General features: G+C 60.4%; 12 protein-coding genes. 10 read left to right on the top strand and 2 right to left on the bottom strand.

Annotated elements, in window-relative coordinates; translation table 11 throughout:
• The first annotated feature begins 172 nt into the window (after positions 1-172).
• Genes RQH14_RS04980 through RQH14_RS04940 form a run of 9 tightly spaced genes read left to right on the top strand, consistent with a single transcriptional unit; the run spans position 173 to position 9,168 of the window.
• Positions 173-1,747, top strand: coding sequence for an ABC transporter substrate-binding protein (locus RQH14_RS04980; protein ID WP_311212237.1), 1,575 nt, complete (start codon positions 173-175; stop codon positions 1,745-1,747).
• Between the two features lie 3 nt (positions 1,748-1,750).
• The gene (locus tag RQH14_RS04975) at positions 1,751-2,686 is read left to right on the top strand and encodes an ABC transporter permease (RefSeq protein WP_311212236.1); all 936 of its coding nucleotides are present in this window, start codon (positions 1,751-1,753) and stop codon (positions 2,684-2,686) included.
• Positions 2,683-3,621, top strand: coding sequence for an ABC transporter permease (locus tag RQH14_RS04970; protein WP_311212235.1), 939 nt, complete (start codon positions 2,683-2,685; stop codon positions 3,619-3,621). The genes RQH14_RS04975 and RQH14_RS04970 overlap by 4 nt, the downstream gene beginning before the upstream one ends.
• 1 nt (position 3,622) lies before the next feature.
• Positions 3,623-4,549, top strand: a complete 927-nt coding sequence (locus RQH14_RS04965) for an ABC transporter ATP-binding protein (protein ID WP_311212234.1) — start codon at positions 3,623-3,625, stop codon at positions 4,547-4,549.
• Positions 4,542-5,372: an ATP-binding cassette domain-containing protein gene (locus tag RQH14_RS04960; protein WP_311212233.1), complete on the top strand. Its 831-nt coding sequence runs from the start codon at positions 4,542-4,544 to the stop codon at positions 5,370-5,372. Before RQH14_RS04965 ends, RQH14_RS04960 begins: the two co-directional genes overlap by 8 nt.
• A 35-nt stretch (positions 5,373-5,407) precedes the next feature.
• Positions 5,408-6,397, top strand: coding sequence for an aldo/keto reductase (locus RQH14_RS04955; RefSeq protein ID WP_311212232.1), 990 nt, complete (start codon positions 5,408-5,410; stop codon positions 6,395-6,397).
• 42 nt (positions 6,398-6,439) lie between these two features.
• Positions 6,440-7,231: an aldolase/citrate lyase family protein gene (locus RQH14_RS04950; protein ID WP_311212231.1), complete on the top strand. Its 792-nt coding sequence runs from the start codon at positions 6,440-6,442 to the stop codon at positions 7,229-7,231.
• A gap of 4 nt (positions 7,232-7,235) precedes the next feature.
• Positions 7,236-8,498 carry an exo-alpha-sialidase gene (locus RQH14_RS04945; protein WP_311212230.1) on the top strand — a complete coding sequence of 421 codons (1,263 nt, stop codon included), beginning with the start codon at positions 7,236-7,238 and terminating at the stop codon, positions 8,496-8,498.
• Positions 8,488-9,168, top strand: coding sequence for an SDR family oxidoreductase (locus RQH14_RS04940; RefSeq protein WP_311212229.1), 681 nt, complete (start codon positions 8,488-8,490; stop codon positions 9,166-9,168). The genes RQH14_RS04945 and RQH14_RS04940 overlap by 11 nt, the downstream gene beginning before the upstream one ends.
• Positions 9,169-9,227: 59 nt before the next feature.
• Here RQH14_RS04940 and RQH14_RS04935 read toward each other — a convergent pair whose 3' ends face one another.
• The gene (locus RQH14_RS04935) at positions 9,228-10,259 is read right to left on the bottom strand and encodes a DUF4192 domain-containing protein (RefSeq protein ID WP_311212228.1); all 1,032 of its coding nucleotides are present in this window, start codon (positions 10,257-10,259) and stop codon (positions 9,228-9,230) included.
• 488 nt (positions 10,260-10,747) lie between these two features.
• Between RQH14_RS04935 and RQH14_RS04930 the strand changes: the two genes are divergently transcribed.
• Entirely contained in the window at positions 10,748-14,302 is a 3,555-nt protein-coding gene (locus RQH14_RS04930) for an NACHT domain-containing protein (protein WP_311212227.1), read from the top strand.
• Positions 14,303-14,711: 409 nt separating this feature from the next.
• Here the strand turns inward: RQH14_RS04930 and RQH14_RS04925 are convergent, their stop codons facing one another.
• Positions 14,712-15,428 carry a hypothetical protein gene (locus RQH14_RS04925; RefSeq protein WP_311212226.1) on the bottom strand — a complete coding sequence of 239 codons (717 nt, stop codon included), beginning with the start codon at positions 15,426-15,428 and terminating at the stop codon, positions 14,712-14,714.
• Between the last annotated feature and the right edge of the window lie 331 nt (positions 15,429-15,759).

Below are 15,759 nucleotides of genomic sequence, written 5' to 3'. Positions count from 1 at the left end.
ATCGGCTGGAAACCCGCCGTTCAGCGGGAAGCTTTCCAACATTCTGACATGATTGCGCGAATCACGCTAGCAGGGTTGCGCAAAATGCGCAGGGGTGGCAAAGTGATGGACACAACATTCGGCGCAGCCACTCCGGCCGGCAGCCGTCCCCCAATCTACCGAGAGGTCAACGATGACCGTTCTTCCTCAAGGACGTGAGATATCCCGGCGCCGCCTGCTCCAGTTCGGTTCGGCTGCAGGGTTTCTGCTGGGCACCGGCAGCCTCGCTGGCTGCGCCGGCCCAACAGGTTTGCCAGGTCCCAGTACCCTGACATTGGCCCTCAACCGGTCCCTGGTCAGCCTCGACAACAAGCTCAATCAGTTCGACGCCGCCGTCACTGTGCAGCGCTCGGTCCGCCAGGGCCTCACCGCCATCGGCCCCGAAACCAAACCCATCCTGGTCCTTGCCGAACGCTTCGAGATGACCGGTCCCACTGAATGGACGGTCACCCTTCGCGAGGGTATCCGCTACTCCGACGGCAGTCCGGTCAAGATCGAGGATGTAGCCACAGCCCTCAAGATGTACCAGCAGGTCCAGGGTTCCTTTGTGGCCGGGTTCTTCCCCGAATTCCCCCAGGTGGTACCCGTAGATGAGCGCACTTTCACCATGGTGTCCAAGAAGCCGGTTCCCATCCTGGACTCACTCATGAGCATGATCCTCATAACTCCCGCAGCGCAGAACAAGCCGGAGGAACTGCAGGACGGTGTGGGCACCGGACCTTACGTTGTTACCAAGTTCAACCGCGGCGCCGGTACATACAGCCTGGCCCGCAACGAGAACTATTGGGGACCCAAGCCGGAGGTCCAAAACGTGGAGGTCCGATTCCTCCCCGAGGAATCCAGCCGTGTCATCGCCTTGCGCAGCGGCGAAGTGGACATCATTGATTCCATCACCCCGGATTCGCGCGAACAGCTTGCAGGACTACCCGGTGTCCAGCTCAAGGAAGCATCGAGTCTCCGCCTCAACCAGATCTTCTACAACTTCCGCAAGCCCGTTGGCCACCCTTTGGCCGATGTGCGCGTCCGCGAGGCCCTCAGCTGGGCGATTGACGGCCAGGCGCTGGTCAAAGATGTCTTGGTGGACTCCGTCAGCGCGGCCGAAGGCGTCACGCCGGGCAGCCTCACCGGATACCACAAGACCGGCACGTACACTTTCGATCCGGAGAAAGCCAAAGCACGGCTCGCCGAGCTCGGAGTCAAGGACCTCACGCTGAAGATCATCTGGGAAACCGGGGAGTTTGCCTCCGACACCTCCGTGATGGAAGCCCTGGTGGAGATGTTCGGCAACATCGGCGTGAAGACCGAGCTGCAGCAGTTCGAACCCGGCGGCAATATCCTGGCGTGGCGCCAAGGAAAGCAGGGTGACTGGGACTTGCTGGGCAACGGCTTCAGCAGCCCCACCGGCTTGGCCATCACCATGATGCAGGGCATGTACGCCGGAACCCCTGAAAAGGAAGCCACCCGGGACACGTACCAGGGCTACGTGTTTCCGGAGGTGCAGGCCAAGATCCAGGCTGCCTCCTCCGAAGTGGACCCCACCAAGCGGCAGGAACTGCTGGCCGTGGCCCAGCAAGCCATCTGGGACACGTGGCCCTGCGCATGGGCGTTCGTGCCCAAATCCGTACTCGCCCAGCGGGACCGGGTGTCCGGCGTCAACCTGGCGCCCACCAACTCCTACCCGCTCGTTGATGCACGGCTGGAGGCATAAGCCATGACGAACTACATCCTGAAACGCCTGGGACAGGGCCTGCTGACCGTGTTCCTCACCGTGTCCACCGTGTTCATCCTGATCCGGTTGGCCCCGGGAGATCCCGCCGTCTCCTATGCCGGTCCGCTTGCCACCACCGAACAGCTGGACGCCGTCCGGGAACAGTTTGGGCTCAACAAGCCCGTGCTGGAGCAGTACTGGATCTTCCTTCAACAGCTGTTCACCGGCAACCTGGGACAGTCATACTCCTTCCAGGCACCCGCCATGCAGGTGGTGGCCGAGCGGATGCCCTACACGCTGACCCTCGCCACCGGGGCCATCCTCCTCACCGCCGTGATCGCCATCCCGCTGGGCGTGTGGATGTCCCGCAGGCCTGACACCGGGCGCGAGTTCGGCGTCAACGTCCTCACCATCGCCGGGCAATCAATGCCCGACTTCTGGACCGGCATCATGCTCCTCACCGGCTTCGCAGTGCTGATCCCGATTTTCCCAGCCTCCGGCTTCGCCACCTGGGGCGGGCTGGTCCTGCCCACCATCACCATCGCAATTCTGCAGATAGCCTTGATCTCCCGCATGGTCCGGCGCGAAATGACCGTCAACTTTGCGGCCCCCTATCTCACCGTGGCCCGCTCCAGGGGTGTCAAGAATTCGATGCTGACGTGGCGCTACGCCATGGGCAACTCCGCCATCCCCGTCTTCACCGCACTAGGCACACGCTTCGCCGCGATGCTCAACGGCGTGGTGGTGGTGGAGGTGGTGTTCGCTTGGCCGGGCGTCGGCTCCCTGATCGTTCGGGCACTCGAAACCCGCGATTACCCACTGATCCAGGCCACGGTCCTCCTCACCGCGTTGCTCGCGGTCGGTGTCCAACTACTCATTGACCTCGCCTATCCGCTTCTTGATCCCCGCGTTCGTCTTGGAAAGGCGGCAACAGCATGAGTCTCGACACCGCAACCCCAGCTGCTCCCGGAAGCCCTGCTGGGCAAACGACCCGGCAGCCCAGTCCCAGCGCAGTCACGAAAGCGGACATTGCCAAGGCGGGCGCCACCCGCCGTCGTCAGGCCGCCAAGTGGAAGCTGATCGTGGGAACCGTCTGCACCCTGCTGGTGATCATCCCCATTATTCTCGCCCAGGTGCTCCCGCTGCCTGACGCCAACTTCCAGGATCTCTCCGCCCGGCGCCTCCCGCCGCTTACGGACGGGCACCTCTTCGGCACCGACCAGCTCGGCCGCGACCTCCTCTCCCGCGTCCTGCACGGCGGCCAGGTCTCGCTGACAATCGGGGTGCTTGCCGTGCTGGTCTCTGGGGCCATCGGCATAATCCTTGGTGCGGCTGCCGGCTACTTCGGCGGCTGGGTGGACACGGTTGTCTCGCGTGTCCTCGAGGCTCAGATGTCCTTGCCGCTGCTGATGATGCTGCTGCTGGTGGTTGCCTTGTTCGGCCCCTCCATCCCGGTGATCACCTTCGTGATCGCCATCGCACAATGGCCCGAAGTAGCCCGTCTTACCCGCTCCATGGTTTTGGTGGAACGCGAAAAGCCGTACGTCTCGGCAGCCCGGATCCTGGGACTGCACCGGGTCAAGATCCTCATCCAGCACATCATTCCCAACGTCATCAAGCAGGCAACCTTGGTGGTCCTGCTCCTGTTGGCCCAGGCCGTGCTGCTCGAATCAGCACTCAGCTTCCTTGGCGCCGGTCCGCAGCGGCCGTTCGCCACCTGGGGCCGCATCATCTCCGATGGCCAGGACTACATCACCACCTCGTGGTGGATGGTCACCCTGCCAGGCCTGGTGATCGTGCTCATGGTGGTTGGCGTGAACCTCCTGGGTGACGGCCTCCGCGACCGTCCCCGCCGCAAGAAGAAGGGTGCCTGACATGACTGCCCAACCCACATCCCAGCCCGCTATCAAAGATCAGCCGCTGCTGGAGGTCCGTAACTTTCAGGTGGAGCTGATCACCGAGGCCGGCATCGTCCGCGCCGTGGACTCCGTCAGCTTCAGTATCCACCGGGGCGAGACGGTCACCATCATCGGCGAGTCCGGCTCCGGTAAATCGACGACGGCGATGGGCGTCCTCCGCCTGCTGCCCGAAGACCTGGCCGTACTGTCCGGCACCGTGCTGATTGACGGCGTCGACATCACCGCGGACCCCAATGCGATCAACAAAGTCCGGGGGAAGACGCTCGCCCTGATTCCGCAGGACCCCATGACGGCGCTTAGCCCGGTGCACTCGATCGGCAGCCAGCTGTTTGAGGCCATCCGTATCGCCGGTGCCGCGTCCGCCAAGGATAAGGGCGCGTTGCAGGCCCGGGCTGTCCGGCTGCTGGAGCAGGTGCACATCCCGACGCCGGAGAAGCAGCTGAAGAAGTACCCCCACCAGCTCTCCGGCGGCATGCTCCAGCGTGTGTTGATCGCCATTGCGCTGGCCAGCGAGCCGCAACTCCTGGTGGCGGACGAGCCGACGTCGGCGTTGGACGTAACGGTGCAGGGCGGCATCCTGGACCTGTTGCTGGAACTTCAGGAGCAGCGCGGCATTGGCATCCTGATGATCACGCACGATCTTGGCGTGGCGCGGCTGATTTCGGACCGCATCCACGTGATGAAGGACGGCTCGTTTGTGGAGTCAGGCGAAGTCCAGCAGATCGTGGACCACCCCGCCACCGAGTACACCCGCAAACTGCTGGCCGCCGTGCCCGTGTTGGGGCCGTGGGACGAAACCCCCTCCGGATCCGTCCGTGCCGTGGCAGCCTCCACCGGCGGTACCGACGCAGCCCTGACCCAGACCGGAGCAACCCATGAGTAAGCCATTCCTCGCCGTCGAAAACCTGGTGGTGGACTACCACGTACCCGGTGGGACCTTCCGTGCCGTAGATGATGTCTCCTTCTCCGTTGACAAAGGCAAGACGATCGCCGTGGTGGGTGAATCCGGCTGCGGCAAGTCCACCATCGCCAAGGCACTGATGCGCCTGGTGACTCCCACCAGCGGACGAATCGACCTGGACGGCACAGACATCGCGTCCATGAGCGAGGCGAAGTTGCGGCCCATGCGCTCCAGATTCCAGATGGTGTTCCAGGACCCCTATGGCTCGCTGGACCCGCACATGACCGCGCAGGAGATCGTCGCCGAGCCGTTGAAGTTGCAGGGCGTCCGGTCCAAGGCCGAACGGCACAAGGCAGCAGCGAAACTGATCGACCAGGTGGGCCTGCCCGTCCGCTCATTGGACAAGCACCCGGGCGAGTTCTCCGGCGGCCAGCGCCAGCGCATCGGGATCGCACGGGCCCTTGCGTCCAAGCCCGAGCTTCTGGTCTGCGACGAGGCGACCAGTGCCCTGGATGTGTCCGTCCAGGCGCAGGTGTTGCGGCTGCTGAAGTCCATCCAGGATGAAACCGGCATCACCTACGTTTTCATCTCGCACAACCTTGGCGTGGTTCAGGAGATCAGCGATAGCGTCATGGTGATGCAGAAGGGCAGGCTGGTGGAACTCGGCTCCACTGCGTCCGTCCTGACCGCCCCGAAGGAGGACTACACGCGCAAGCTTCGCCGCGCCGCCCTGGACCCCTCCACCATGACAGGCCTGAAACCGCGGCACCTGGTCCGGTCCTTGGCCCTGTCCAATCAGGCCTAAACCCCTTGAACGACGCAACCACGAGGAAACAACGCATGAGCACACAGCCCCACGACACCCAAGTGAATGGCCTGAAACTTCCCATTTCCCGGCTGGTCCTGGGGACCATGACATTCGGCGACACCGTCGATGAGGCCACCGCCGGGCGGATGATGGAGGAAGCGCTTGCCGCCGGCATCACCACCATCGACACTGCCAACGCCTACGTTGGAGGCGTCACCGAAGAGATGCTGGCACGGCTTTTGAAGGGAAAGCGCGACGTCGTCGTCCTGGCTTCCAAAGCCGGCATGCCGCACGCGGACCAAGGCTCCAACACTCCGTTGTCGCCTGCTGGGCTGCGGGCCAGCGTGGAGGGAAGCTTGCGTCGCTTGGGTGTAGAGAGCATAGACCTCTTCTACTTGCACCAGCCGGACCGGGCCACGCCCCTTTCTGACACTTTGACCACTTTGGCCGAGCTTTTTGCCGAGGGCAAGATCGGGGCGCTGGGTGTGTCCAACTTCGCTGCCTGGCAAATCGCCGACGTTATCCATACAGCACGCGAAGTGGGCGCCCCGCAGCCTGTCGTCGCGCAGCAACTCTACAACCTGGTGGCTCGCCGGCTCGAGGAAGAGTACCTCGAATTCGCCTCCACCCACAACGTGCACACCATGGTCTACAACCCATTGGGCGGCGGCCTGCTCACCGGTAAGCACAGCTTCGATGCCAAGCCCACTGAGGGTCGCTACGGCGACTCGAAGCTTGCCGCGATGTACACGCAGCGTTACTGGGACAAGCAACTGTTCGATGCGATCGGAGACCTGTCCGGCATTGCCGCCGGTGCAGGCATTACGTTGGCCGAGTTGTCGCTGCGCTGGCTTGCCTATCGCAAGGGAGTGGGATCCATGCTGCTGGGCGGTTCCAAGGTAGAGCAGCTTCGCGCCAACATAGCCGCAGTGGCCAACGGACCGCTTCCGGCCGACGTCGTGGAAGCCTGCGACGCCGTGGGTGCCTCGCTGCGGGGACCCATGCCGGCATACAACCGCTGAACCTTCCATACTTACTGAACCGAAACTGACTGAAGGACTCTGATGACCTCCGAACTGGCCCTCGAATTCGCCCGCAAGATCCGCGCCCGTGAGCAGGCGGTGGGCTACTGGGCTGTGCTGGACGCGCCCGTGGCCACCGAACGTATCGGCCGGCTCGGCTATGACTACGTGGCCCTGGATGCGCAGCACGGCCTGCTCGGCTACTCGGGCGTCCTTAACGGATTGATGGCCATCGACGCCGGACACACCGCCGTCGGCATGGTCCGGGTGGAAGCCAATGACTTCACGGCGATCGGCAAGGCGCTCGACGCCGGCGCCGTGGGCGTCATTGTCCCGCTCATCAACAACGCCTCGGACGCCGCTGCCGCCGTGGCCGCAGCCAAGTACCCGCCGCTGGGCGGCCGCTCCTACGGGCCCATGCGCTCTGCACTGCGGATCGGACCCAAGCCCGCCGACGCCAACAGAGCCACGATGGTCTTCGCCATGATCGAGACGCCTGAGGGACTGGCCAACGTGAAGGACATCTGCGCCATCCCCGGTCTTGACGGTATCTACGTGGGACCGTCCGACCTGTCCGTCGCCGTAGGGGGCGCATACCCGGGGGATCCCGCCGTAGAAACGGAATTCAACGCCGCTCTTGAGACCATCGCTGAAGCCGCAGCCTCTGCAGGGATCGCTGCCGGTATCCACACGCCGGCAGGCACGGTCGCTGCGCAGCGGCTAGCGCAGGGCTATACCTTCACAACCATCGCCTCGGACCTGACGCACCTGGAACAGATCGCCAAATCCCACCTCGACGCTGCTCGCTCCGATTCCGGAACCAAGGAGAGCTAATCCCATGCAGAACACCACCACTGACGCATACAGCACGGTCACCCCGGACGGTGCGGTCAAAAGGGCCGACGGCGCCGACTTCGCCTACCTGCCGGCGCCCACCGTGCAGAGCCACGCCGCCAACCTCCTCACCCTGCCTGACGGCCGGCTTGGCTGCGTGTGGTTCGGCGGCACCCAGGAGGGCGTGCCGGACATCTCTATTTGGTTCTCCGCCCTGGAACCGGGCAGCAGCCAATGGTCCGAACCGCAGCAGCTGTCGAACGACTCCACCCGCTCCGAGCAGAATCCCATCCTGTTCACCGCCCCCGACCAGACGCTGTGGCTGCTGTACACCGCGCAGAAGGCTGGCAACCAGGACACCGCCGAGGTCCGCCGTCGTATTTCCGCGGACAGCGGCCGCACCTGGGGCGACGTGGAAACGCTGTTCCCCGCGAACGACACTGGCGGCGTGTTCGTCCGCCAGTTGCCCGTAGCCCTTCCGTCCGGCCGCTTGATCATCCCCATCTTCCGGTGCATCACTACGCCGGGCGAGAAATGGGTCGGAAACAGCGACGACAGCGCCGTGATGATTTCCGACGACGCCGGCACAACCTGGACCGAAACCATCCTGTCCGGGAGCCTGGGCTGCGTCCACATGAACATCCAGCCCGTGGCCGACGGCTCCCTGCTGGCGCTCTTCCGCAGCCGTTGGGCCGACTCGATCTATGAATCCCGTTCCACCGATGATGGCAGTACCTGGAGCGAGCCGGTCCAAACAGAGTTGCCCAACAATAACTCGTCGATCCAATTCACAGCCCTCACGGACGGCCGCCTGGCCCTTGTGTACAACCACAGCCGGGCAGGTGCATCCACCGAGCGGCGCTTGTCGCTGTACGACGAAATCGACGACGACGGTCTGGCCGAGGAACAGGGGCAGCTTGCCGAGCCGGACGCTGCTGCCGTTGTTGACGACGGTTCGAAGAAGGCCTTCTGGGGGACCCCGCGGTCACCCATGACGCTGGCCGTTTCCGAGGACTCCGGACGCACATGGCCCATCCGCCGCAACCTGGACGTGGGTGACGGGTACTGCCTGTCCAACAACTCCAGGGACGGGCTCAACCGCGAGTACTCCTATCCGTCCATCCACCAAGGCCCGGACGGCGCGCTCAACATCGCATACACGTATTTCCGGCAGGCCATCAAATTTGTCCGGGTGGACCCTCAATGGGCGTACGAGGGCACACGGACGCCAGGCGGCCTGGAAGACGGCTCGATCCATGCCCGCTGAACAGCATGCGGTTGTCACCGGCTGCAGCTCGGGAATTGGCCTGGCAATCACCCAACGCTTGCTGGCGGACGGGTGGGCCGTGACCGGGCTGAGTCGGACCCCGACCACGCTGGACGGAAAGTTTGAGTGGCTCCGGGCTGACCTTTCCGAACCCGGATCATTGGCTTCTGCCGTCGCTGGGCTGCGGCCTGCCGACGCTCTGGTGCACGCCGCCGGGTTCCAACGGACCGCGCCGCTGGGGGAACTGGACCCTGACGCGTTCTTCGGGATGTTCGCCGTGCACGTGGCTGCAGCTTCCGCGCTTGCCAACGCTCTGGTGCCCTCGATGCCCGACGGCGGCCGGATCGTGATGCTGGGAAGCCGCACCTCCACGGGGTCGCCTGGAAAGAGCCAGTACGCCGCGACGAAGGCCGCGCTGATGGGGCTGGGCCGGACGTGGGCGCAGGAGCTGGCGCCGCGTGGTATCACGGTGAATGTGCTGTCCCCAGGCCCCACAGATACCCCGATGTTGAACGACCCCGGCCGCTCAGCAACCCCCGTGCGAATGCCCGCACTCGGCGCGTTAGTGGACCCGGACGACGTTGCCGCGCTGGCCGCGTTCCTGCTGGGACCACACGGCAAATCCATCACCGGCCAGAACTACGTCATCTGCGGCGGCGCGTCGCTGTAGTCCGAATTTCAGTATTCATGGGTGTGATTCAAAGCATCCAGGAACGGGAACAGCGGGGCCTAGGGCATATCGAGTCGGGTCTTGTAGGCGGTGTTTTTGTTTGTGTTCCAGCCGGCGATGATGCCCGCTCCGAGCATTTGGTCGGTGAGGCGTGCGAAGCGGTAGCCGGGGTCGGTGTCGAGGGCGAGTTGCATGTATTGGTGTGCTTTGGAGCCGCGTCCTTCCCACCAGTTGATGTAGCCGATGGTGGTCAGGATAGGTGCTGCGTGTTGGGGGCTGGTCCGTGTGTAGGCATGGATGAGTAGTTGTTGAGCCCATTCAATCCGGGACCATTGGGGCGCAGTCTCCGTTTGGGCGAAGAGGATGTGTTGGGGCGGGTCGTCAATGCCGGGGATGTCTGCCATGAGGCGGTCGCGGATGTGGGGAAATTGGAAGTTCGCGATGAGGGTGGCGCAGTCCTCGTTGGTGGGGAAGTCGTTGCTGTCGAGCATGGTTGTCCAGAGCTGGCTGGCTTGTAACGCTGCTTGATGCGGCGCCTGTGCTCGGATGGTCTTCATGCACGTCTCGACGGCGGTGGCGTGGTCTGCTTCTTGGATCGGTGTCGGGAGGATGATGCGGTTGGTGGGTTCTATGGTGCTGCCTCGGTAGATGAATTCGGCGTTGACCCGGCTGTATTCAGTGGTGCTGAGGGGCAGGCTGATGTCTTGGCCGGGTTCGCTGTCGTAGGGGGAGTAGGCGTCGTCACCGACGAAGATTCCGTCGCGGATGGTGATGCCGTTCTCGGCAAGGACTCCTGTGAGTGCGGCGATGGTGGCTGCGTGTGGTTTGGGTTGGCCGGGTTCGCAGTGGTGCGAGGTGTAGAGGGCGAAGACGATGCTCGTCGCGCTGGTGTCGCTAGTGAGGTAGCTGCTGACGGTGCGGGCGTAGGGAAGTTCTGTTCCGGGGTACCGGGGGAGGTCAATGCGTAGGGTGGCGCCGACCTTGCCTTTGTCCAGGGTGATGCAGACCAGGCTTTCCGTGGGCCAGAACCCTAGGGTGTGGCCGATGAAGCTGAGCAGGTCGGCCGGGTCTTTGATGGTGAGAGCATTCATTGTCCTGTTCCTTTGTGCGTGCGTTGTGTGTTTGGCCTTTGCACCGTTCTGATTGGGGTCTTGTGCGCTGATAAGGAGCTGGAACGCAGCTAGGGTGACTGGGGCAGGTCCTCGGAAGGGGCCAAGTGGCGTGGGAGCTCTGAGCCAGTTTCCAGGGTTCGGAATCGGTGCGGTGACGCCATGGTTGCGCGGAGGCCGATCCAGCGATGATCGGGATATCAGAATGACAAACAGCGTTGTTGCTTCTGGCTATTCATGGGCAGGCCGTTGTGCAGCGTCATGACTGAGTGGCCCTAGTCTTCGGCATGAGGCATCGCTTGGCCGGATCGCTGCGCCGGGGACTGCCTCCAGTCCCGACATATGCGCCGTTATCGGCATCGTACGGCTTGGTGTTCGGGCAGATGCTGAGTCGAGGGATAGCATTTCGATACGAACCTCTTGGGGCGAGTGCAAACGAGCCCTAGGACCTGACGAGAGCGAACGCACAAATGGCACTCGATGCAGCAAAGTGGGCAGATTTTGCGACAGCGGCTCTCAAAGCTACCTTCACGGCAGTGTTGCCAGCCGGAAGTGAGGTAGCAAATTCGTTAGCTGACATGGCCCGAGCGGTGTTCGGCCTCCAGACGAATGCTTCGGAACAAGTGCTCGTGCAGCGAATCAAAGACCTGAACAACCAAATCACTTCTCAGCTTAAAGGCTTTGATGCCTTTGAGAGCAAAGTCCCGATCAATGAGAAGAACTTAGCCCGAGAAGTGATTAAGAATCATATGGAAGAACTCGCGATAGACTACGCCGCCCTGGAGGCCGCGCGCTTTGATTCGGAGTCGCTGATATCAGAGACCGAATCTAGTTGCCGAGAGCGCCTGAGAGCCGCAGGCCTTTCCGAGTCCGGTCTCGAATTCGGAGTCTCTTTGCATAAAATGGTTATTCGCCAGATCGTAGCTTTGGTTTCGGCGTTGCCTCCGTTTCAAAATGAACTCGCCGTCCGTACGTATCTTGCTACAGATCAAACTCCTGGGCGCTTAGAACAGAGCTTGCAGCAGATTATTGTTCCTAATGCTCGTGAGGGCACGCGCCAAGAGGTTTCGACCTTTGAAGCAGAGTATCGGTCTTCCATTCTTCGCTCGCACGGCCGGATACATCAATTTGGCTTAGACGAAGTTCCGCTTGCACTTCGGTGGCAACCACTCGACGTCACCTACATCAGTCTCTCCTCTGGTCGCACGATCAAGGCGCGAGAGCTGCAAGAACTGGCACACTCGGCAGATACGATTCGGAGGTTCGAAGCTGGTCATGCGGGGTCGAGCCGCCCATCGGTCGAACGTGCTATTGCTGCGAGCCTCTCGGGACGAAGTGCCGGAAAGGGGCTGCGGCTGCTGATATCGGGCACTGCTGGATCTGGTAAGACGACGGTTGTGAAGTGGCTTGCAGTACGCTGCGCCATAGAAGCGCGCAATGACGACCTATTTGCGTGGGACCGCGCCATGCCATTCCTTGTCAACTTGGCTTCCGTGATTCCGCCTGGAAGCCAGCAAATGCCCGGAGAGGACGCTTTCTTCCAGTCGTTGGCTAGTTCGGTGTTGCGTCCCGGGCGGTGGCTGGAAAGCCAACTTGAAGGCGGAAAAGCCGTTCTCTTCTTCGATGGATTAGATGAGCTGTCGCATGAGCGCCAAACTGTTGGAAAAGAATGGATAAATGAGATTTCAACTCGTTATCCAAATTGCGATATAGTCGTCAGTTCCCGCCCAGAGGCAATAGATGCACAGTTCTTTAGCAGTAATGGATTTTCTCTGATCGAAATCCAACCGTTGACTCCCGCGCAGGCGCGTAGCTGTATTCATCAGTGGTTCAACGCTCAGTGTGATACCGCCTCAACGGCTATAGCAGAGCTGTATCGTGAGCGCCAACGCAATCTTGAGCGAGACATCTCGAACGATATCAACGTACGCGATCTTGCTGGTACACCATTGTTGGTTGCCATGCTTTGCGCATACTATGCATTTGGCTATACTTCGGGTCCTGTTGATCGAGTCAAGCTTATAACTGGAGTAATTACAGCTCTGGTACACAGCAGGGATAGAGCTCGCGGTGCGATACCCCTGGAAATGCTACCTTTCACACTTGAAAGAAAACTACAACGGCTGGGAGAGATTGCTGTTTTTTTGTTCAAGTCTGGTGCGCGAACGGTCGTATACAGAGCGGACGCTCAGCGATCAGAAGTCGAAATAGGGGACGAGGTTCTTCGCCTTTTATCTCCTGGACCGAACCTCGACCCGTCCTCGACAACACGCTACCTGCTAGACCGATCTGTGGTTTTCTCTGCGCTCGGACCTCAAGATGCCCGATTCGTTCACGCCTTGTTTTTGGAGTACTTGGCGGGCTACCAACTTGCACAAACGGATGGGGGCTCTGACCTTGTCGCTCTCGAAGGACTGCCAGGCTGGTACTCGGTCGCGTCCTTCTTCGCAGCAAGCGCTTCCGGTCAGCAAGCTATAGAGTTTATTCGGACAATGGTGTCGGTTCAGCGGAAGAGATCTGCGCGTGATTCAGACTTCAGGCGGATGTCGTATTGTCTAGCAGAGTGTCTAGGTGCAGCGCGTTCGTACGATGAACGACTGTTCCAAGAAGTCAGCGAGCTCCTTCAGGCTAGCCTGCCACCGCAGAGTGCGGAAGAAGTCGCTCTACTCGCTAGCGTGGGACCTCCGGCGATTGCAATGCTGCCGGACCCTCGAACTCTTGAAGATGCAATCGCATACGTCGCGGTAGCTCGCAGGGTTCGCGGTGAGGCCGCAATGCAAATGTTGGAGACTTTTTCTCGAGGTGAGTTTGCAAAACCACTAACTCCCTTTCTGCTGGACGCGTGGACGGCTTTCGATGCCTCCGAGTATGCGAGTCGTGTATTAAGTGGACTAGCATTGCAGGGCGTCCAAGTCAGTCTTGAAACAATGAATTGTGCTCGAGCCTTTGGCTTACTCAAGGATGTCACTCATCTGAGACTTGGGTTTTGCGAAGGTCTTAAGGATCTTTCATTTCTCCCGCCAACACCGAGCCTGCTTTACCTCGACTTGGCAATGTCACGTCACTTATCGAGCCTCGAGGGGATACAAAACTGTCCCAGCATCCGAAAATTGCGCCTTCCAGCGTCAGCTCAGATCTCAGAACTGCAGCCCGTCTCCCCCTTGAGTAACTTGCGCGAGCTCTTTATGGACAACGCATCCTCGGTAGATTCGCTGAGCCCACTAGCCAATCTTCCGTCATTGCGATCCATCGTTGTGAGGTGGTTGAGTGGGGAGCTTCTTCGTGACCTGACAAGCGGTTTCGAGGATCTACGGCATCTTGTTTGTGAAGGCAGCAATATTTCATTGTCATTTTTGCGTGGTTTGCCGAATCTTGAGAGCCTCCGTGTTACGAGTGCACTGTCTGGTGCTGTCAAAGAAACGGAGGTAATCGAGAATCTGACGGCTCTACGAAGACTTGAGATTTCTGCCGGCCCAGCGACTGGCACTATTGTTCTACCAGATGGAAGTGAACTGCGACACCTGATCATTTCCGGCCCGCTGAATCTAGACCGTAAGAGTTTGAATCGACAAAAATCGCTGAGATACTGCAGTTTTCGCGGCCCAATTTCTCTACACGATTCAGATTCTTCAAACGCATGGCATCGTGTTGAAATGAATGACCTCCTTCATTTCAAGGAGAACGCTCTTCTCGCGACTCTTGAAATCTTAGATAATCCCGGACTGTATTCTGCGGAGGGAATTGATCGTTTGTCCGGCATAAGGAAGCTTTCTCTAGCCAGCACGGCCATCACCAAGGTCTACGGAAGCAAGTGGAGCATAGAGAGCTGCAAGAATTTGGAGCAGGTGAATTTAGACGGCTGTGCTGACCTCTCTGATCTGGATCCGCTCGCCAGGGTACCAAGGCTGGCGACTGTGAGTCTGCATGGCAGCGCTTCGCCGGAGGCGGTGGAAGCCCTGATTCACGCGCGTCCTGAACTTAGAGTTTCGTACGACCCTTGGATGTGGCATCAGGAGACCGGCTAGATAACGTTTCATAAGCTTGTAGGAGGCAGGAGGAGCCGTAGAGGGCCTTTAGCATTGGCGCCCATGCACATGAGAAGGCTATGTAGATTGAAGAGTAGGGTGGACTCCTGCGCTTCCGGTCACCGCAATATCTGCTGCTTTTCATGATGGCTGGTCCTTCATTCAGCGTTAATTAGCGACATATGCAGCGTCAGTGTCGCCACAAGGGAAACCCGGCGCAGTAATACGTCTGATACTTTCTTGGGAGCTGTCGGTCCAAGAAAGGAAAGAGCTAGTCTCCTGGGCCGGTTTTCAGCGATTGGTAGCGCATGTCATATTTTTGTGAGGCTTGCTTATACCGCCGCGAATATTTCTTGTCCGAGGGTCTCAGTCTGATCCGAAAATGTTGCGGCCACGGTCGCGCAGGTGACTATCTGGTCGCTCCGGGCTCTCGAGGTTGATCTTCGTTGGCCTCGTCCCAATATTCGCGAACTACCCTCTCATACTCGTTGATTCCCTTCCGGATGGCTTCGTAGTGCTCAGGCCGAACGCTCGCTGGATCTCGGAGTGGATCAAGGTCGATGAGACGCGACAACCAAGACTTTGTCATCTCAAAGCGAAGATGGCTTGGCATGACGAATTGATCAAGGCCGCTGTTCTGAGATAGGAGCGAAGCCAGGAATTGGGTCTCCTCCTGTAGTTGGTACTCCTTGATCAGGGAGACGGTTTCCTGAACCCTTAATTCGAGCATGTACCGTTCGCGTCCTGTCAGCTGAGCCGTATCGGTTGCGAGGCCGTATCGCATTGACTGAATTTGTACGACTAGCCCCAGTAGGCTCCGCAAGGCGGCGACGTCCCCACGCCTCTGCTCCTCCCGTCGAAATTCCTCACGGTCCTTCTTTCGCTCACCCACAAGGACTTTTCGTTCGATCCGCCAAAGAAGCGCAGCAAGAATGAAGGCGACCAAACTGCCGACGAAGCTGCCGGCGAGTCCAGACCAGAAGGCTTGATGTGCCGGCCCCAGACTGTTTAGGAGTACGAACACAGCAAGGATGACCCCGAGGCTTATGGCAACGCTAAGCCCCAGAAGGGCTATCAGTTGTGACGGCGTTTCGAAGTCGTCATCTCGGTTCTCCGGTTTTCTCACCCCGATAGTTTCTCATTTCGGTGCCTATAGTCCGCCATTCGGCATGCTGATGCGACGGATACGTGGTTCAGCGTCGTGATGATATGGAATTGCGGTGTGCAGGGTGCGCCACGCCGGTGGGCAGACACGCCAGATGGAGGGCTCGACACGCGAGCGGCAGAGCGCTCCCTGGTAGGCCTCAAGCGCGTGGTCAACGCGATACTCCGAGGATTGGGCGGACTGCTGCACGGGTGGGTGACATTCGTTGTGCCTAATACAAGGGGCTGGGCGAGGTTGTCCGATCGCATCTAATCATGAGCCCGATGTGGAGTTGGCCCCAGATCGTGAGCGA

Origin of the sequence: Arthrobacter sp. WCS2018Hpa-7, from assembly GCF_031843805.1 — a bacterium.
In the GTDB taxonomy this organism is placed as follows: domain Bacteria; phylum Actinomycetota; class Actinomycetes; order Actinomycetales; family Micrococcaceae; genus Arthrobacter.
The sequence above is the reverse complement of the archived record's forward strand: the minus strand, read 5'-3'. Positions and strand labels throughout refer to the sequence as shown.